At 55.7% G+C, this 18,290-nt stretch carries 17 protein-coding genes; 7 read left to right on the top strand and 10 right to left on the bottom strand.

The window, feature by feature from the left end:
- Positions 1-42: 42 nt before the first annotated feature.
- The 5 genes from MY052_RS08135 to mhbT are packed head-to-tail and all read right to left on the bottom strand — an operon-like array spanning position 43 to position 5,024.
- Positions 43-1,236 carry a 3-hydroxybenzoate 6-monooxygenase gene (locus MY052_RS08135; protein WP_035893422.1) on the bottom strand — a complete coding sequence of 398 codons (1,194 nt, stop codon included), beginning with the start codon at positions 1,234-1,236 and terminating at the stop codon, positions 43-45.
- Positions 1,237-1,255: 19 nt separating this feature from the next.
- On the bottom strand, positions 1,256-1,900 hold the full coding sequence (maiA, locus tag MY052_RS08130) for a maleylacetoacetate isomerase (RefSeq protein WP_035893424.1): 645 nt from the start codon (positions 1,898-1,900) through the stop codon (positions 1,256-1,258).
- Between the two features lie 8 nt (positions 1,901-1,908).
- A complete protein-coding gene (locus MY052_RS08125; RefSeq protein WP_035893426.1) occupies positions 1,909-2,610 on the bottom strand; it encodes a fumarylacetoacetate hydrolase family protein in 702 nt (233 codons plus the stop codon).
- Between the two features lie 15 nt (positions 2,611-2,625).
- Positions 2,626-3,654, bottom strand: coding sequence for a gentisate 1,2-dioxygenase (gene gtdA / locus MY052_RS08120; RefSeq protein WP_202217591.1), 1,029 nt, complete (start codon positions 3,652-3,654; stop codon positions 2,626-2,628).
- An 11-nt stretch (positions 3,655-3,665) separates the two neighbouring features.
- The gene (gene mhbT / locus MY052_RS08115) at positions 3,666-5,024 is read right to left on the bottom strand and encodes a 3-hydroxybenzoate transporter MhbT (protein WP_248538524.1); all 1,359 of its coding nucleotides are present in this window, start codon (positions 5,022-5,024) and stop codon (positions 3,666-3,668) included.
- 169 nt (positions 5,025-5,193) lie between these two features.
- On the opposite strand from mhbT, the gene MY052_RS08110 reads away from it, so the two are divergent.
- The 7 genes from MY052_RS08110 (at position 5,194) to preA (ending at position 11,955) form a co-directional block, all read left to right on the top strand.
- A complete protein-coding gene (locus MY052_RS08110; protein ID WP_035893430.1) occupies positions 5,194-6,117 on the top strand; it encodes a LysR substrate-binding domain-containing protein in 924 nt (307 codons plus the stop codon).
- A 123-nt stretch (positions 6,118-6,240) separates the two neighbouring features.
- Positions 6,241-6,639, top strand: coding sequence for a CidA/LrgA family protein (locus MY052_RS08105; protein ID WP_035893432.1), 399 nt, complete (start codon positions 6,241-6,243; stop codon positions 6,637-6,639).
- The gene (locus tag MY052_RS08100; protein WP_035893437.1) at positions 6,639-7,334 is read left to right on the top strand and encodes a CidB/LrgB family autolysis modulator; all 696 of its coding nucleotides are present in this window, start codon (positions 6,639-6,641) and stop codon (positions 7,332-7,334) included. The genes MY052_RS08105 and MY052_RS08100 overlap by 1 nt, the downstream gene beginning before the upstream one ends.
- Before the next feature lie 129 nt (positions 7,335-7,463).
- Positions 7,464-8,348 carry a cytidine deaminase gene (gene cdd / locus MY052_RS08095; RefSeq protein ID WP_123652688.1) on the top strand — a complete coding sequence of 295 codons (885 nt, stop codon included), beginning with the start codon at positions 7,464-7,466 and terminating at the stop codon, positions 8,346-8,348.
- Between the two features lie 188 nt (positions 8,349-8,536).
- On the top strand, positions 8,537-9,256 hold the full coding sequence (gene sanA / locus MY052_RS08090; RefSeq protein WP_035893440.1) for an outer membrane permeability protein SanA: 720 nt from the start codon (positions 8,537-8,539) through the stop codon (positions 9,254-9,256).
- Between the two features lie 228 nt (positions 9,257-9,484).
- A complete protein-coding gene (locus tag MY052_RS08085) occupies positions 9,485-10,717 on the top strand; it encodes an NAD(P)-dependent oxidoreductase (RefSeq protein WP_248538523.1) in 1,233 nt (410 codons plus the stop codon).
- Positions 10,718-10,719: 2 nt separating this feature from the next.
- Positions 10,720-11,955, top strand: coding sequence for an NAD-dependent dihydropyrimidine dehydrogenase subunit PreA (preA, locus tag MY052_RS08080; protein ID WP_248538522.1), 1,236 nt, complete (start codon positions 10,720-10,722; stop codon positions 11,953-11,955).
- A gap of 76 nt (positions 11,956-12,031) precedes the next feature.
- On the opposite strand, the gene mglC is transcribed toward preA, so the two are convergent.
- From mglC to yeiB, 5 genes are all read right to left on the bottom strand, one after another.
- Positions 12,032-13,042: a galactose/methyl galactoside ABC transporter permease MglC gene (mglC, locus tag MY052_RS08075; protein ID WP_035893444.1), complete on the bottom strand. Its 1,011-nt coding sequence runs from the start codon at positions 13,040-13,042 to the stop codon at positions 12,032-12,034.
- A gap of 15 nt (positions 13,043-13,057) precedes the next feature.
- A complete protein-coding gene (gene mglA / locus MY052_RS08070; protein ID WP_035893446.1) occupies positions 13,058-14,578 on the bottom strand; it encodes a galactose/methyl galactoside ABC transporter ATP-binding protein MglA in 1,521 nt (506 codons plus the stop codon).
- Positions 14,579-14,652: 74 nt separating this feature from the next.
- Entirely contained in the window at positions 14,653-15,651 is a 999-nt protein-coding gene (mglB, locus tag MY052_RS08065) for a galactose/glucose ABC transporter substrate-binding protein MglB (RefSeq protein WP_248538521.1), read from the bottom strand.
- 291 nt (positions 15,652-15,942) lie between these two features.
- The gene (gene galS, locus MY052_RS08060) at positions 15,943-16,965 is read right to left on the bottom strand and encodes an HTH-type transcriptional regulator GalS (RefSeq protein ID WP_035893449.1); all 1,023 of its coding nucleotides are present in this window, start codon (positions 16,963-16,965) and stop codon (positions 15,943-15,945) included.
- Positions 16,966-17,121: 156 nt separating this feature from the next.
- Positions 17,122-18,279, bottom strand: coding sequence for a DUF418 domain-containing protein YeiB (yeiB, locus tag MY052_RS08055; RefSeq protein WP_202217585.1), 1,158 nt, complete (start codon positions 18,277-18,279; stop codon positions 17,122-17,124).
- Positions 18,280-18,290: the final 11 nt, after the last annotated feature.

Genomic DNA, 18,290 nt, shown 5'->3' with positions numbered 1-18,290 from the left:
AGTGTAGCCCGGGCGAGCGCAAGCGACCCCGGGGAACCACAACTACCGCGGTTGCAGGCAGTTATCTTCTTTCCAGCCGTACAGCCACTCGATCCCGCGATAGAACTCTTCCTGAGTCTTGCCTTTCCACAGCAGGTTACGCACCTGACGCTCTACCCCAGCCGCATGATATAGACGTCCCATCTCGCGGGTAGACCAGACGATACGCGCGGTGCGCGGAATACGCACCGACTCGTACAGCGCAAATGCGCTGGCGGCATCGCCGTCACACTGGGTCAGCGCCTTGCCGAGCGTCACCGCATCTTCCAGCGCCATGCAAGCGCCCTGGGCCATGTACTGCGCGACCGGGTGTGCGGAGTCGCCCACCAGCGTAATCCTGTCGTTGCCCCATTTTTCCACCGGTTCGCGATCGGCGGTAGACCAGCGACGCCAGGAGGTGGGTTTGTCCAGCATCTGACGCGGACGCGGGTGAATGCCTTTAAAGTATGACATTACCTCTTCTTTACTGCCGTCGCGCACGCCCCACTGCTCGGTTTCCCTACTGTGGAAAGTCACGACCAGGTTGTACTGTTTGCCGCCACGCAGCGGATAATGCACCAGGTGGCAGTGCGGTCCAGCCCACAATACCGGCGCGTTGATGCGCAGGTCTTCCGGCATATCATCGCGTTCCACCACGGCGCGATACACCACGTGGCCGGTGACGCGCGGCGTATCGCCGAGCAGACTCTGGCGCACCACGGATTTCACGCCGTCGCAGCCAATCAAAATATCCGCCGTCCAGCTGTTGCCTTTATCGTCAAACACGGTGACATCGTCGGCGGTCTGGCGAATGTCCACCACGTGGGTGGAGGTACGATACTTCACGCCCGGGTGCTGCAACGCCGCTTCCCAGACGGTGGCATGAATATCGACGCGGTGGATAACCGCATACGGGCCGCCAAAGTGATCGCGGAATGCCTGCCCCGTTTCAATATGAATCACCTCTTCGCCGTTGACCGCATCCATCATGGTGATGTGGTCGGTAAAGACCGCACGCTGACGGGCGACTTCACCCACGCCGAGGCTGTCGAGCGCCGAAAACGCGTTCGGCCCCAGCTGGATCCCGGCACCAATTTCGCCAATTTCGTGCGCCTGTTCCAGCAGCATCACCTGGATGCCCTGACGCGCCAGCGACAGCGCGGTGGCTGCGCCACCAATACCGCCGCCGACAATAATTGCACGCGTAACTTTAGCCATGATTCTTCTCCTTTTCAGACTACGCCGGGATCTTGTCCTGCTGGTTTTCAGGGGCCGCCGCGATAAACGCCGGTAACGCCGTACACGCATCGTATACGGCTTTACAGCGTGGGAAACCGCTTAAATCGCAGCCCATACGCTCGGCGTTCGCCCACTGCGGCACCAGGCAGCAGTCGGCAAGCGTTGGCGCATCGCCGAAGCAAAACGCCCCTGATTGGCCACGGCGCAGCAGCTGTTCTACCGCGCTCAGCCCCTGCTGGATCCAATGTGCATACCAGCGTTTTTTCTCTTCTTCACTCACCTTCAGTTCATCACTGAGGTAGCGCAATACGCGCATGTTGTTGATGGGGTGGATGTCGCAACTGATGGCGTACACCACTTCCAGCACGCGCATGCGCTGGGGATCGTTCGCCGGTAGCAGCGGCGTCTGCGGGAAATGTCTGTCCAGCCAGTCAATAATCGCCAGCGACTGACCCAGCGATTCACCCTCGTCGGTGATAAGCGCAGGGACCAGTCCTACCGGGTTCAGACGTCGGTACTCCAGCGCGTTCTGCTGGCCGATGCGGATGTTGACCCCGACGGTCTGGTAGTCAATGCCCTTCAGCGCCATCGCAATGCGTACGCGGTAAGAGGCCGAACTATTAAAAAAACTGTACAGCTTCATCATTCACCTCAAACAATTTTGACCGCGATAGGCGTTAACCCTTCTACGTTACCGGTGATGGTTTCGCCCTTCACGACCGCGCCAACGCCTTCCGGCGTGCCGGTGAAGATGAGGTCGCCCGGCTGCAGTTCGAAGAAACCAGACAGGTAGCTGATGGTCTCCTTCACGTCCCAGATCAGGTGCTGAATATCGCTGCGCTGGCGGTCTTTGCCGTCAACCTGCAGCCAGATTGGCGCTTTTTCCAGAGACGGCGCGTCGGCCACTTTGTGCAGCGGCGCAATCGGTGCAGAGAGGTCAAAGGCTTTACCAATTTCCCACGGACGGCCCATCTGACGCATCTCCATCTGGCGGTCGCGGCGGGTCATATCCAGACCGGTGGCGTAGCCCCAGATGTACTCTTCGGCTTTCTCCAGCGGGATATCGCTGCCTTTTTTACCAATGGCGACCACCAGCTCAATTTCGTAGTGATAGTTGTCGGTCTGCGCCGGGTAGGCCAGATTCAGGGTTTCACCTGCGGCAACGGGAACCACGGCATCCGCCGGTTTGCAGAAGAAGAATGGTGGCTCGCGATCCGGGTCAAAGCCCATTTCACGGGCGTGGGCGGCATAGTTACGGCCCACGCAGTAAACGCGGCGTACCGGGAACTGCTCATCGCTGCCGACAACCGGTACGGCAACTGGAGCCTGGGGTTCAAATACGTATTTGCTCATCTTTCTTCTCCTGAATTAATAACGCGCTTCGCGGAACAGTCCCAGGGCTTCCTGGACGGGTCTATCCGAGAAACTGAATAGCACGGTCTCTTCTGGCGTGTTGAACGACACGCTGTGCCAGGTCGGCACGACAAAAATATCTTTCGCTTTAAAGCTGAAGGTCTGCTCGCCGATGGTCACTTCGCCGCTGCCTTCCACCACGTGGTAGATGGTGCTGTCGGTAGTGCGCGCCTGACGCGACTGGAAGCCTTTCGGCAACAGTTGCAGGAACGCCCCCATCGACGGCATCGGGTAGCCTCCGGTCACCGGGTTGACGTAGCGCATCTTGTAGCCGTCCCATTCGTCGGCATCGCCCATGTGCATCAGATCATGCAGCGCTTCACGGCTGCGGTCGTAGCGGTAGTTGAAAATCGGTGATGAATTACCCACCTGATGGCGCAGCGGCAGCATGTTGGCGGCATAGCGCGGCAGGTAATCGCCCTCTTTTCGGGTCACCGGCTGCTGCTCTTCCGGGTAATCTTCCGCGAAGCCGCAACCGAGGTAGTTCACCAGCGGCAGGTCAAGACCATCGAGCCAGATAACCGGTTCATCGCCCGGGTTACCGTGGTCATGCCAGCGCCACTGCGGGGTAAGGATAAAGTCGCCGGGGCTCATCTGGGTGCGCTCGCCGTCGACGGCGGTAAACGCGCCGTGGCCTTCCACCACAAAGCGCAGCGCCGACTGGTTATGGCGATGGCTCGGGGCGATTTCACCCGGCATAATCAGCTGCAGGCCCGCGTACAGCGACGAGGTAATTGATGACTGACCGCGCAGGCCGGGGTTTTCCAGCACTAGTACGCGGCGCACCGCCTCTTTTGCGCCAATCAGCGTGCCGCTTTCCAGCAGCAGCGGGCGAATTTCCTGGTAGTTCCAGTAGGCCGGAGCGCAGTTGGCGTTTGGCGTTTTTGGCACCAGATGGTGCAGCGATTCCCATAGCGGCGTCAGGTTTTGCCCGGAAATGTGCTGGTAGAACTGTTGGCGATCGTGTTTTACGTCCGAGGTCATTATTATTCTCCTTAACTTTTCACCGCGCCCATCACAGGCTGCGATTCGGGTACTCGGGATGATTGGCGTACTACCAGGGTCAGGAGCGTCAGCATGATGGCGCTGATGGCGGCCGGTACGGCAATCACAAAGAACAGGGGGTCGAATGAGAAATTCATCGCCATCATCACGCCGCCGGAAATGGAGCCGACGATTGCGCCGCAGCGCCCAATGGCGTTTGACCAGCTCACGCCGGTAGCGCGGCTCTGGGTCGGGTAGAGGGTGGCGGTCAAGGCGTTCAGTCCCACCTGCGAGCCGCTGATGCCGATGCCGGTGCCGAAAATCGCCAGTGCCATCATCCACAGGCCGTTTTCACTCAGGCCAATCATCACAATGCACACCGCCCCCAGCGCATAGCTCACCGCCAGCACCCAGAACGGATTGAATTTGTCCATTAAGACGCCGAGCATCAGCGCGCCCAGCGTGCCGCCCACCTGGAACGCCGCCGTTACCCACGAGGCGTGCTGGAGATCGATACCGCGATGGTTCAGCAGGGTTGGCATCCAGCTAGAGAGTAAATAGATGATCAGCAGGCTCATAAAGAACACCACCCATAGCATCAGCGTGATAGTGAGCTGACGCCCGGTAAACAGTTGGCTAATACTGCCCTTTTTGGTCGCCGCCGGTTCATCAAGCCAGAACTCGGTATCGTCGTAGCGTTCACCGGTCATGGCGCTGACGGTGCGGCGAATTTCCGCCTGTGGACGCTGGCGACGCACCAGCCAGCGCGGGGACTCCGGCAACGCCGCCAGCAGTGCGAAGAACAGCACGATTGGCAGCACGCCGCCCAGCACCAGAATGCCGTGCCAGCCAATCACTCCCACCAACTGTGCGCTGACGATGCCGCCAAAGGCTGAGCCGAGCGTGAAGCCGCAGAACATCAACGTCACCAGCGCGCCGCGACGGCGGGCCGGCAGGTATTCAGAGGTCATGGTGATGGTATTTGGCATTGCGCCGCCAAGGCCCAGGCCGGTTAAGAAACGCAGGATAATCAGGGCTTCAAGATTCGGTGAGAACGCCGACAGCAGGCTGAAGAGGCCGAACAACGCGACGCACCATTCGATGACGCGTTTGCGCCCGAGCCTGTCAGAGAGCGGGCCGCACAGTAAGGCCCCTGCGGTTAAACCCAACAGCCCCGCGCCAAACAGCGGTGCCAGGTCGCCTGCGGTCAGTTGCCAGTGGTCGCGAATAGCCGGGGCAATAAAGCCAATCGCGGCGGTATCAAAACCGTCCATCATCACCACCAGGAAACAGCAGATGATGACGCGCCACTGCATCTTGCCGATCGGAGCGACATCGATGAGTGCCTGTAGTTCACGTCGTTGCGTCATAGGGAGGGCCTCGGTATGTGCAGGTTATCCACGTATCCGTCCGCGCTTTCGCCAGAACGGCTCAGGGTAAGATGTTTCTTTTTTTGCTTTTATGTTGCCATTTTGTGATAAGTGAAATGAGTTGTACAATGGCATTTCATGCCCTTCCATAACCTGGAGGTTATATCTCATGGCAGACTGGACGCAGAAGCTGAAGCTCCACCATCTGAAAATGCTGGTCGCACTCGGCGAGCAGGGAAACCTGACTCAGGTCGCGAAGATGATGCACATCACCCAGCCCGCGCTCTCTAAGTGGCTAACCCAGTTTGAAGAGGAGCTGGGCCTCACGCTGTTTGAACGGCACAGTAAAGGGCTACGCGTATCGGAAGGCGGCAAACTGCTGCTCCAGCACGCCCAGCGGCTGATTAACGATATCGAACGTTCACAGTTTGAGATGGAGCGCTTTAAGCAGGGCGGCCTCGTGGGAAGCCTGAAAATTGGCTGCTCGCCGGTCGCCACCGACTGCGTCTCTCAGGCTATTTTCCCACTGCTCGCCGAGATGCCGACACTGCATCTGAATATTGAAGAGAAGGTGATGACGCCGCTGCTGCACGATTTGCAGTCCGGCGTCGTGGACGTGGTAGTCGGGCGCATCGGCGGCCGGGCGCTGGAACTGCCGCTGAATTACGAGGTGCTGTACACCGAGCCGGTCTGCTTCGTCGCGCGAACAGACCACCCCCTCGCTCATCGCAGCCGCCTGTCGTGGGAAGACCTGGCATCATGGCGCTGGATAGTCTGGCCTAACGGCACGCCGATTCGTCAAAGTATCGACAACGCGCTGGTGGAAAACGGCGTCATGCTGCCGGAAAACACCATCGAGTCGGCATCAATGAACGTCAGCGTTAACCTGCTGCAAAGCAGCGACATGATTTCGATTCTGTCCCTGCGTCTGGCCGAGCGTTATCAAAATCAGGGTCAGCTCGCCATTCTGGCTCTGCCAAAGGTTGAGCAGAAAGGCAGCGTCGGCGTATTCTGGCGCAAATCGAGCACGCCTTCCCTCGCGCTAAGCCGGTTTCTCCACTATTTGTCGCATCCGGTACAAATGGAGGGATAACGCCGGGCAGATGCCTGATGTTCACGTTATCTATATCAGGTATGCTCAGATTTCATGATGTGATCGGTAGCACATTTCAGGGTTTAATTGTATGATGAATGCATTCCACCAAAGGTGAATCCCATGCTCAAATCGCTGAATTTAATCTGGCAATACCTGCGTGCATTCGTGCTGATTTACGCCTGTTTGTATGCCGGTATTTTTATTTCGTCGCTGCTGCCCATTACCATTCCTGGCAGCATTATCGGCATGCTTATTATGTTTGTGCTGCTGGCGCTGCAAATCCTGCCCGCGAAGTGGGTTAACCCCGGCTGCTACATCCTGATCCGCTATATGGCGCTGCTGTTTGTGCCGATTGGCGTCGGTGTGATGCAGTACTTCTCGCTGCTGAGCGCGCAGTTCGGCCCGGTAGTCGTCTCCTGCACCATCAGTACGTTGGTCGTCCTGGTAGTGGTGAGCTGGAGCTCTCACCTGGTTCACGGTGAGCGTAAAGTGGTTGGTCGTGATGGAGCGGATAAATAATGCTGCACTATATCTGGTGGTCTTTACCGCTAACTTTGGTTGTCTTTTTTGCCGCCCGTAAGCTTGCCACACGCTTTAAAATGCCGCTGCTCAACCCGCTGCTGGTGTCGATGGTGGTGATTATTCCGTTCCTGCTGCTGACCGGTATTCCGTACGATCATTACTTTAAAGGCAGCGAAGTGCTGAACGACCTGTTGCAGCCTGCGGTGGTCGCTCTTGCTTATCCGCTGTATGAACAGCTGCACCAGATCCGCGCCCGCTGGAAATCTATCATCACTATCTGCTTTGTCGGCAGCGCGGTGGCGATGATTACCGGTACCTCGGTGGCATTGATGATGGGGGCTTCGCCACAGATTGCCGCCTCTATTCTGCCGAAATCCGTGACCACGCCGATTGCAATGGCGGTCAGCGGCAGTATCGGCGGTATCCCGGCGATTAGCGCCGTGTGCGTGATTTACGTCGGTATTCTCGGTGCGGTGTTTGGCCACACCTTGCTGAACCTGATGCGGATTACCACCAAAGCCTCGCGCGGGCTGTCAATGGGGACCGCGTCGCACGCTCTCGGTACCGCACGCTGTGCTGAGATGGATTATCAGGAAGGGGCGTTTAGTTCGCTGGCGTTGGTTATCTGCGGCATCATTACCTCGCTGATTGCGCCATTCCTGTTCCCGATTATTCTGTCGGTGATGGGATAAAACGAGACAAATCACACATTTTTAACTGATGTTACACACGTTGCATTAACAATGAGATATTGATCACTAATTGGGGCGTCCGCGCCCCGTACACTACGATCCCATTACATTGTTATGAGGCACATCGCCATGCATCCACGTTTTCAATCTGCTTTTTCGCAACTGGCGGCAGATCTGCAGACCGCTATCGCTCCCCTGCTAGCCGATCCGCACTTCCCTGCTCTGCTGAGCGCCGAGCAGGTCTCTTCGCTGCAAGCAGCGACGGGGCTGGACGAAGACGCGCTCGCTTTTGCCCTCCTGCCGCTGGCCGCCGCCTGTGCTCGTGCAGATCTGTCTCACTTTAACGTCGGTGCTATCGCCCGCGGCGTGAGCGGAACCTGGTACTTTGGCGGCAACATGGAGTTCCTCGGCGCCACCATGCAGCAAACCGTGCATGCCGAGCAGAGCGCCATCAGCCATGCCTGGCTGCGCGGCGAAAAAGCCCTACAGGCTATCACCGTCAACTACACGCCGTGCGGCCACTGTCGTCAGTTTATGAATGAACTGAACAGCGGGCTGGCGCTGCGAATCAATCTGCCGGGTCGTCAGCCGCATACGCTGAAAGACTACCTGCCGGATGCGTTTGGACCAAAAGATCTCGATATCAAAACCTTACTGATGGACGAGCAGGATCACGGTTATCCGCTCGAAGGCGATGCGCTGGCGCAGGCCGCCATTCAGGCTGCCAACCATAGCCATACGCCATACAGCAAAGCGCCTTCCGGCGTAGCGTTGGAACTGCGCGACGGTACTATTTTCAGCGGCAGCTATGCGGAAAATGCCGCGTTCAACCCGACGTTGCCACCGTTGCAGGGTGCCCTGAACCTCCTGAGCCTGAACGGCTACGACTACCCGGATATCCAGCGCGCCATTCTGGCCGAACGCGCCGACGCACCGCTGATTCAGTGGGATGCCACCGCCGCTACGCTGAAAGCGCTGGGCTGCCACAATATCGATCGCGTGCTGTTGGGCTAACGATATAGCCCGGAGGAGGCGTGAACACGCCGACTCCGGGGTGACTCGCTTCCCTGTCCCGGCGGCGCTTCGCTTGGCCGGGCTACCAGACACCGGTTAATTTCCCCGCAATTAAACGATGGTTTCTTGCTCTTGTCCGACGGGTAAAGTAGCCTGATGTCTCCCTCGTCCACTATTGAGTCAAGTTCATGTTAAAGCGTGTGTTATACAGCCTGTTAGTCCTGTTCGGCCTGCTGCTGTTGACCGTGCTGGGTCTTGACCGTTGGATGAGCTGGAAAACGTCGCCCTATATTTACGATGAGCTGCAGGATCTCCCCTACCGACAGGTAGGCGTGGTGCTCGGTACCGCCAAGTACTACCGCACGGGCGTGATTAATCAATACTATCGTTACCGCATTCAGGGCGCGCTCAACGCCTACAACAGCGGCAAGGTCAATTATCTGCTGCTGAGCGGCGATAACGCGCTGCAAAGCTATAACGAACCGATGACCATGCGGCGCGATCTGATCAAAGCAGGCGTCGATCCTGCCGATATCGTGCTCGACTATGCCGGTTTCCGCACGCTCGACTCTATCGTGCGTACCCGCAAAGTCTTCGACACTAACGATTTCATCATCATCACCCAGCGCTTCCACTGCGAACGCGCGCTGTTTATCGCCCTGCATATGGGGATTCAGGCGCAGTGCTACGCCGTGCCGTCACCGAAAGATATGTGGAGCGTCCGCCTTCGTGAGTTCGGTGCCCGCTTTGGCGCACTGGCTGACCTTTATCTCTTCAAGCGCGAGCCGCGTTTCTTAGGGCCGCTGATCCCAATTCCCGCCCAGCAGGAAGTGCCCGCAGGCGCTCAGGGGTATCCGGCTGTGACGCCAGAGCAGTTGCTGGAGTTACAGAAGAAGAAAACACAGTGACCTTTTTCTAAATACCTTCGTTCTTGCCATCAAATTAGTTGATGAATTCTTCATTCACTAATAGTTCTTATTTGCATCTTATGTATTCCTGCCATCGCCAAATAACCATATAAAAAACATAGTTATTTGTGAATTCTTTCACAGAACCCTCCCCCTTCATCCGCTTAGCCTGCCAGTAGTTGTTTCACTTTATTTGCCTTAATTAAACTAATCATTAAGGGAGCAATTATGTCGCAACATCAATACCAGGATGAGCTGATTCCCGCCTTTACGCCGCTATTGGCAATCAAAGAGGCCTCCCGCTGTCTGCTGTGCCACGACGCGCCATGCAGCCAGTCTTGTCCGTCGGAGACCGACCCAGGCAAGTTCATTCGCTCAGTCTATTTCCGCAACTTTAAGGGCGCAGCCGAAACCATTCGGGAAAATAATGCGTTAGGGTCGGTGTGTGCACGGGTCTGCCCAACGGAAAAGCTGTGCCAGCAGGGCTGTTCGCGCTCAGGAATCGATACGCCGATTGATATTGGCCGCCTGCAGCGTTTTGTCACTGACTTTGAGCAGCAAACGGCGATGCAGATTTACCAACCGGGTCGTAAGGATAAAGGCAAAGTCGCCATCATTGGCGCGGGCCCTGCCGGATTACAGGCCAGCGTGACGCTCACCAATTTGGGTTATGACGTTACCCTGTTCGAAAAAGAAGCCCAGCCGGGCGGCTGGCTGCGGCACGGCATCCCGGAATTCCGCCTGCCGCAAAAGGTGCTGGATGCTGAAATTGCGCGAATCAGCGAAATGGGCGTAACGATTCGCTGCGGCTGCGAAGTCGGCCAAAACCTGACGCTCGCCGAGCTAAAAGCCGACTACCGCGCCGTACTGCTGACCGTTGGGATGTCCAAAGGCTCGACGCTGCCTCTGTTTAACGACGCCAACCCGGTCGAAATTGCCGTCGATTTTCTCCAGCGAGCCCGCACTTCTGGCGGCAATATCACCGTACCGCAAAGCGCGCTGATTGTCGGCGGTGGCGACGTGGCGATGGACGTGGCCAGCACGTTGAAAATTCTCGGCTGCCCGTCCGTCACCTGTGTTGCACGCGAAGAGCTGGCCGAATTCCCGGCAAGTGATAAAGAGTTCACCACTACCCAGGCGCTAGGCGTGTCAATTATCGATGGCTTTACACCTGTCGCCGTGACGGGTAACAACGTCACATTCCAGCACGTTCGCCTGCCCGGCGAGCTGACGCTGACGGCAGAGCGTATTTATCTCGCCGTGGGCCAACGCGCCGAGCTAGAGGCCTTTGCGGGTATTCAGGTACAACGCAACATCGTGGAAACGCACGACTACCAGACCAGCGACCCTCAGCTGTTCGCCGCGGGCGATATCGTCAAGGGAGACAAAACCGTCGTCTACGCCGTGAAGACCGGGAAAGAAGCCGCTCAGGCCATTCATCACTATTTAGAGGAGGCATGAACATGTTAACTAAAGATCTGTCGGTCACCTTCTGCGGCGTCAAATTCCCTAACCCGTTCTGTCTCTCGTCTTCACCGGTGGGCAACTGCTACGACATGTGCGCCAAGGCCTATGACAGCGGCTGGGGCGGTATCGTGTTTAAAACTATCGGCTTCTTTATTGCCAATGAAGTCTCGCCGCGCTTCGACCATTTGACCAAAGAAGACACCGGGTTTATCGGCTTTAAAAACATGGAGCAGATTGCCGAGCACCCGTTGGCGGAAAACCTGGCGGCAATCCGCCAGCTCAAGCAGGACTACCCTGATAAAGTGCTGATCGCCTCGATCATGGGCGAAAATGAACAGCAGTGGCAGGATCTGGCAAAACTTGTCGAAGAAGCCGGTGCCGACATGATTGAATGCAACTTCTCCTGCCCGCAGATGACCTCCCACGCGATGGGCAGCGACGTCGGGCAAAGCCCGGAACTGGTAGAGAAATACTGCCGGGCGGTGAAGCGCGGCTCTTCTCTGCCAATGCTGGCCAAAATGACGCCGAACATCGGCGATATGTGCGAAGTGGCGCTGGCGGCTAAACGCGGCGGTGCTGACGGTATTGCGACCATCAACACCGTTAAATCCATTACCAATATCGACCTCAACCGTAAAATCGGCATGCCGGTAGTCAACGGCAAATCCAGCATCTCCGGGTATTCCGGCAAGGCCGTGAAACCGATCGCCCTGCGCTTCATTCAACAGTTACGCACTCACCCCGAACTGAAGGATTTCCCTATCAGCGGGATCGGCGGGATTGAAACCTGGGAAGACGCCGCCGAGTTTTTGCTGCTGGGCGCGGCGACGCTGCAGGTCACGACCGGCATCATGCAGTACGGCTATCGTATCGTCGAAGATATGATAAGCGGCCTCTCCCACTATCTTAACGATCAAGGCTTCCATTCGCTTGATGAGATGATTGGCCTTGCCAACCACAACATCGTACCGGCCGAAGACCTTGACCGCAGTTATATCGTCTACCCGCATATTAATCAGGCAAAATGCGTCGGCTGCGGCCGCTGCTATATCTCCTGCTACGACGGCGGGCATCAGGCGATGGAGTGGAATGAGGAAACCCGCACGCCGCACTGTGATACTGAAAAATGCGTCGGCTGCCTGCTCTGCGGACACGTCTGCCCGGTGGCCTGCATTAGCCTTGGGGAGATAGCCTTTAAACCGGGTGAAAAAGCGCACGCCGTCGCGCTTTAACCCCTTCAACCTGCGGCGACAAAATCAAAAGCCCGGCGTTTTTCGCCGGGCTCCTCTTATGTTTCTCTTACTACGCTTATTTCTTACGCGCGTACTTCAGGGAGTCCAGCGCTACGGCGAAGATAATAATCCCGCCCTTGATGATGTACTGCCAGTATGGGTTTACGCCGATATAGGTCAGACCGTAGTTGATAACGGTGAAGATAATGACACCGGTCACTACGCCCAGCACGGTACCTACGCCGCCGCTGAATGACACCCCACCCACTACGCAGGCAGCAATCGCGTCCAGTTCGTACATAAAGCCGAGGTTGTTGGTTGCCGAGCCGATACGCCCTGCTTCCAGCATCCCGCCGAAGGCATAGAACACGCCGGACAGCGCGTAAATCACCAGCAGGTTCAGCGCCACGTTAACGCCGGAGACTTTCGCCGCTTCCGGGTTGCCGCCGATAGCGAAGATGTTTTTACCAAAGCGGGTTTTGTTCCACAGGATCCAGACAAGACCAACGGCAATCAGCGCATAGAAGGTAATGTACGACAGGCGGAAGCTGCCCAGCGCGATAAACCCTTGCGTGAACGTCGAGAAACCGCCATCGAAGCCGGAAATCGGCGACGCACCCACGAAGTCGTAGTACAGGGAGTTGATGCCGTACACGATAATCATCGTACCCAGGGTCGTGATAAATGGCGTCACGTTCAGGTAAGCGATGATGATCCCGTTAATCAGACCGATGACCGCGCCAATCGCGCAGACAATCAGGATAACCACGAAGATTGGCATGGTTGCCATCTCCGGGAACACCTTGTTGGCGTTCTCCATCGACTGCAACAGCGTCGCCGCAATCACCGCCGCCAGACCCACCTGACGACCTGCGGACAGGTCAGTACCCTGGGTAACGATCAGCCCGGCAACGCCGAGGGCGATAATAATACGTACGGAAGACTGGGTCAGGATGTTACTGAGGTTCAACAAACTTAAGAAAGTTGGGTCCTGGATAATAATAATGGCCAGCAGAACCAAAAGAACAACGTAAATACCGCCATCTTTCAGATAAGTGAGAAAGCTTTTTTTATTTAACGCACTCATGTCGAGCCCCTGAAATTAAAGGTGCAATGACGCAAGACGGAGAATTTCGTTTTGCGTTGCAGTTTTCGTTTCAACAATCCCGGCAACCAGGCCATTACTCATGACAAGGATGCGGTCAGTAATACCCAGTAGCTCTGGCATTTCTGAAGAAATAATAATGATCCCTTTATCTTTCTTCGCCAGCTCGGCGATTAATTGATAAATTTCAAATTTTGCACCTACGTCGATACCACGAGTCGGTTCATCCAGCATCAGAATTTCAGGCTGGGTTAACAGCCAGCGTCCAATAATGACCTTCTGCTGGTTACCACCGGATAACGAACCAATCTGTGTGTGGTGTCCAGGCGTCTTCACGCGCATAGAGTCGATAACCCATTGGGTGTCGCTCTTCATGCGAGAGTTATCCAGCAGACCCACTTTATTTTTATAGTTCTTGATATTCGAAATTAATGAGTTAAATCCAATATCAAGGTAGGCGTAAATACCCGTCGAGCGACGCTCTTCGGTCACCAGCGCAAAGCCGTTATTGATCGCTTCGTTGGCGCTATGGTTATTAATTTTCTTACCGTGCAGGGTAATGGTGCCGCCCGATTTTTCGCGCACGCCGAACAGCGTTTCCACGATATCGGTACGCTTGGCGCCCACCAGCCCAGCGATGCCAAGGATTTCCCCTTTACGCAGCTGGAACGAGACGTCACGAATCGACGGCTGACGCAGGGACGTCAGATGCTGCACGTCGAGGATAACCTCGCCCGGTACGTTCTGGCGGTCCGGGAAACGCTGGTTCAGTGAGCGACCGACCATCATGGCGATGATCTTGTCCATATCCAGCCCTTCCAGCGGCTGGGTGGCAATCCACTGACCATCGCGCAGAACGGTGATTTCATCACACAGCTGGAAAATTTCTTCCATCTTATGCGAGATATAGACGATGCCGCAGCCGCGGTCTTTCAGCTTACGGATAATGGTAAACAGGTGGTTTACCTCTTTTTCCGTAAGCGACGACGTAGGTTCATCCATAATCACGATTTTCGCGTTATAGGAGAAGGCCTTGGCGATTTCAATCATCTGCATCTGCGACACGGAGAGCGTACCGACGCGCGCGCGCGGGTCGATATCAATATCCAGCTCATCAAAGATGGCTTTGGTATCACGATACATTTTGTCCTGGTCGACAAACATGCCTTTGGTAGGGTAACGACCTAACCACATGTTGTCCATGACCGAACGTTGTAATACCAGGTTAAGTTCCTGGTGAACCATGGAAATACCATTTTCCAGCGCTTCTTTAGCGGAATGGAAATCGATTTCTTTACCCTGGAATAGAATGCTGCCGGAATCTTTTTGGTAGATCCCAAATAGGCATTTTAATAACGTTGATTTGCCCGCACCGTTCTCACCCATTAATGCATGGATAGAGTGCGGACGAACTTTCAGGTTAACATTATCGAGTGCTTTTACGCCCGGAAATGACTTGTTGATCTGGCTCATTTCCAACAAGAATTCGCCAGACGGCTCTCTATTATTGTTGTCCATATATATACCTGGCTGCGATATTTCTGCGTCAGTATTTATAGGGCGCACAAATGCGCGCCCTATATATTTAAAGATTACTTACCGGTGAATTCGCTAAGGTTGTCTTTATCTACGCCAACGTAAGGTACGCGGACGATTTTATTCTCGATCTTCCAGTTGGTGCCATCAGCGGCACCTTTACCGGCAGCGAGGTTTTTCGCCAGATCGAAGGTTGCTTTCGCCTGGTTGTTGGCATCGTTCAGCACGGTACCCGCCATTGCCCCAGATTTAACCAGCGCCAGTGCTTCCGGCAGCGCATCCACGCCGAAGACAGGGATGGAAGATTTGTTGTGCGCTTTCAGCGCTTCTACCGCACCCATTGCCATCGCATCGTTGTTGGCGATAACGACTTCAATTTTGTTAGCGTTAGGGCCGGACAGCCATGCGTCCATCTTGTCTTTAGCCTGAGCGGTATCCCACATGGCGGTATCCAGCTGCAGCTGCTGGGTTTTCAGACCCTTGTCGTTCAGCTCTTTGATAACGTAGGTGGTACGCGCTTCAGCATCCGGGTGGCCCGGTTCGCCTTTCAGCAGCACGAACTGAATCTGGCCGTCTTTGTTCAGATCCCAGTTCGGGTTTGCCGCCCAGTGTTTAGCAATCAGGTCGCCCTGGATAATACCGGATTCTTTAGAATCGGTGCCCACGTAGAACGCTTTGTCATAGCTATCCAGCGCTTTACGAGAAGGTTCTTTGTTGAAGAAGACGATCGGCACGTTCTGGCCGCGCGCTTTTTCAATGACCGTGCCTGCCGCCGCAGGGTCAACCAGGTTGATAGCCAGCGCTTTCACGCCTTTTGCCAGCAGGACGTCAATCTGGTCGTTCTGCTTAGACTGGTCGTTCTGGGAGTCGTTCATCAGCAGCTGAACGTCCGGCGCGGCTTTCGCATCTTTCTCGATAGCTTTACGCACAACGGACATAAAGTTGTCGTCGTATTTATAGATAGTTACGCCAATACGGGTATCGGCAGCGTGCGCTGCTGCACCGAAAAACATGCTGGCCATCAGGGCAGACAGGGTTAACACCTTCTTATTCATGGTATCTCCGGTTTTATTATGCAGGGTAGTTCGGGTGAAAATAGTCGGCGGGCAGAGTTAATAAATTGTTACTGCACGACGAAATTCACTGATAAAAATTTGTTCTTCCGTGTTGAGCAACAATCCAGATGACGTTCTAAACTGTTTTTGCAGCTGATTTACGCTATAAAAAGTGATTAATCACCGTTACATCATGTTTCAGCCTGATAAACGCTGCCATCATAGCGATGCCGATGTTAACAATCTGTGAATTTACTCACAGATTGAAAACGGTTACATAACACTAACAAATTAGTTCGTGATGGGATGCACAGATTGCCGCTGCGCCACAGAATGGCGACGAACCAGCGTCGGCATAAAACAGTGAGTGGCCTCACTATCAAGCTTGCCCGCCGCCCCTAAAAGCGCCAGCTCCGTCGCCTGTTTTGCCATAGAAACAATCGGGTAGCGGATGGTCGTCAACTGCGGATCGGTATAGCGAGCAATGGGAATATCGTCAAAGCCGATGACTGAAACCTGCTGCGGTACGGCAATACCGTTATCTTTTAGCGCACTCAGCGCGCCGGCCGCCATATTATCGTTATAGGCAAACACGGCGGTTAGCCCGGCATTGCGTCCGAGCAGTTCGACCATTGCCGCTTCCCCACCCTGCATATCCGGCGAGCCGGTGCCAACCCAGCTATCGGGGGCCACAATGCCTTGCTCCAGCAGCGCACGCGCCCACCCTTCCCGGCGCATATCATCATCTTCAATGCTGTGGCTGGACGCGAGATAGCCAATGCGTTGATGCCCATGATTGAGCAGCATCCGGGTTCCCATCAGCGCACCGCTGACGTTATCCAGGCAGACGCAGCGATGGGCATAGCCGGGAACGATACGGTTAATCAGCACCATGCCGGGCATGTGTGCCATAAACTCGCTGAGTTCCCGATCGCTTAAGGCTTTAGAATGGACGATAAGTGCACTACAGCGCTGACGAATCAGCACCTCAATGGCGTTGCGCTCTTTTTCTGCTTCGTGGTAGCTATTGCCAATAAGCACATATTTATGATGCTGCTGGGCGACGGTATCCACCGCTTTAACCAGCGCGCCAAAGAAGGCGTCGGAGACGTCCATCACCACGCAGCCAATGGTATCGCTGACCTGCGTTGCCAGCGCTTGCGCGTTCGCATTCGGACGATAACCCAATGCCGACACCGCTTTCATCACGGTATCGCGGGTATCCTGACTGACCAGAGCGCTGTTGTTCAGCACCCGTGAAACGGTGGCAACGGAAACGCCCGCCTGGCGGGCGACATCACGAATGGTGATCATACTCACCGCCCGATTTAATATTGCTGCAGTTCACGTTACACCCCCTATGTACAGCGAGAGCGCTATTCTGGCAGTGAGTCTGCGGCAACTACGTGAGAAAGGTCACAGCCTTGGAAACGGTTACATCCATTTTGTTAATGGTTGTGATCTGGATCGTTATCTAAATGTGTTGCGAAATGACACGCCTGATGCTTTTGCCGTCAATTGACGCCACAGCCACTCAACGGGGCCCTGACGGAAATGACGCAGCCACAGCACAGAGAAGCCAAGGTTGACCAACCATACGGGGACAACAAACGCCAGTAGCGTCAGACGGTCATACTTCATGAACAGACCGAAGTGATAGAACAGCGTGGTACAAATGAGCGTTTGCAGAAGGTAGTTGGTCAGCGCCATGCGCCCCACGCAGACCACCGCTGCCGCCAGCCGAGAACGGCTGATTTGCGGCCAGTAGGCGTAAGCCAGCGCGGCGTAACCCAGCGTTTGGATCGGCGCGCTAATTTCACGCGGCGCTTGCAGCAAAAACGCGCACCAGCGATAGGCCCAGTCGAGATGCCACTGCGCGGCGATCGCCGGTAGGTTAATCAGCATGCCAAGAGAGATGCACAGCACCGCACAACGGCGGTAATGACGATGGCTGAACTGACCTTTCAGCCAGCCGCAGCGCATCAATGCCGCCCCCATTAGCATCATGCCGGCAAGCTGCCAGCCGTACTGCGCACCCAGCGCCAGAAGGTTTGCCGAGAGCATATCGCTGCGGTTGCTGATGGCTTCAAATCCGCCGTTCAGCTTCCAGTAATGTTCGTAGAGCAGGTTTGAAGCATCCGGCACCCACGAGCGACTTTGTCCGTTATCCGCAATCAGCCCAAGCAACAGCAGTACCGCCACGCCAATGACGTACAGCATCGCGCCGGTATTGAATAAGGCTTTCACGTCGCGCGCGTCGCGGACCAGGCGCCAGCAAACCAGCCCCACCAACGCATAGGCGAGCAAAATATCGCCGTCCCAGAACAGCAGCCCGTGAATAAACCCGAGCAACGCCAGCAGCGTCAGGCGGCTTTGAATCCAGCGCGAGCCCCGCGGTAGCAGCAATTGCAGACCCGCACCAAACAGCAGCGCAAACAGCGTGAGGAATTTTACCTGCGCAAACAGGTCGAGGATGGCCCACGTCCAGGCATCACGAGAGGTAATCTCACCGTACCAGGCGGGGTTAAGATAAGCGGCCTTCGGCAAGCCGAAGGCGCTGATATTCAGCAGCAGGATACCCAGTATGGCTACGCCACGAATAAAATCCAGCGTGACGTTTCGTTCCATGCACCTGCTCC

Source organism: Kluyvera ascorbata (genome assembly GCF_023195735.1).
Classification (GTDB): domain Bacteria; phylum Pseudomonadota; class Gammaproteobacteria; order Enterobacterales; family Enterobacteriaceae; genus Kluyvera; species Kluyvera ascorbata.
The sequence above is the reverse complement of the archived record's forward strand: the minus strand, read 5'-3'. Positions and strand labels throughout refer to the sequence as shown.

Excerpts from the sequence above, each read along its gene's own strand:
- MY052_RS08135 (WP_035893422.1), bottom strand. The coding sequence starts at position 1,236 with ATGGCTAAAGTTACGCGTGCAATTATTGTCGGCGGCGGTATTGGTGGC.
- maiA (WP_035893424.1), bottom strand. The coding sequence starts at position 1,900 with ATGAAGCTGTACAGTTTTTTTAATAGTTCGGCCTCTTACCGCGTACGC.
- MY052_RS08125 (WP_035893426.1), bottom strand. The coding sequence starts at position 2,610 with ATGAGCAAATACGTATTTGAACCCCAGGCTCCAGTTGCCGTACCGGTT.
- gtdA (WP_202217591.1), bottom strand. The coding sequence starts at position 3,654 with ATGACCTCGGACGTAAAACACGATCGCCAACAGTTCTACCAGCACATT.
- mhbT (WP_248538524.1), bottom strand. The coding sequence starts at position 5,024 with ATGACGCAACGACGTGAACTACAGGCACTCATCGATGTCGCTCCGATC.
- MY052_RS08110 (WP_035893430.1), top strand. The coding sequence starts at position 5,194 with ATGGCAGACTGGACGCAGAAGCTGAAGCTCCACCATCTGAAAATGCTG.
- MY052_RS08105 (WP_035893432.1), top strand. The coding sequence starts at position 6,241 with ATGCTCAAATCGCTGAATTTAATCTGGCAATACCTGCGTGCATTCGTG.
- MY052_RS08100 (WP_035893437.1), top strand. The coding sequence starts at position 6,639 with ATGCTGCACTATATCTGGTGGTCTTTACCGCTAACTTTGGTTGTCTTT.
- cdd (WP_123652688.1), top strand. The coding sequence starts at position 7,464 with ATGCATCCACGTTTTCAATCTGCTTTTTCGCAACTGGCGGCAGATCTG.
- sanA (WP_035893440.1), top strand. The coding sequence starts at position 8,537 with ATGTTAAAGCGTGTGTTATACAGCCTGTTAGTCCTGTTCGGCCTGCTG.
- MY052_RS08085 (WP_248538523.1), top strand. The coding sequence starts at position 9,485 with ATGTCGCAACATCAATACCAGGATGAGCTGATTCCCGCCTTTACGCCG.
- preA (WP_248538522.1), top strand. The coding sequence starts at position 10,720 with ATGTTAACTAAAGATCTGTCGGTCACCTTCTGCGGCGTCAAATTCCCT.
- mglC (WP_035893444.1), bottom strand. The coding sequence starts at position 13,042 with ATGAGTGCGTTAAATAAAAAAAGCTTTCTCACTTATCTGAAAGATGGC.
- mglA (WP_035893446.1), bottom strand. The coding sequence starts at position 14,578 with ATGGACAACAATAATAGAGAGCCGTCTGGCGAATTCTTGTTGGAAATG.
- mglB (WP_248538521.1), bottom strand. The coding sequence starts at position 15,651 with ATGAATAAGAAGGTGTTAACCCTGTCTGCCCTGATGGCCAGCATGTTT.
- galS (WP_035893449.1), bottom strand. The coding sequence starts at position 16,965 with ATGATCACCATTCGTGATGTCGCCCGCCAGGCGGGCGTTTCCGTTGCC.
- yeiB (WP_202217585.1), bottom strand. The coding sequence starts at position 18,279 with ATGGAACGAAACGTCACGCTGGATTTTATTCGTGGCGTAGCCATACTG.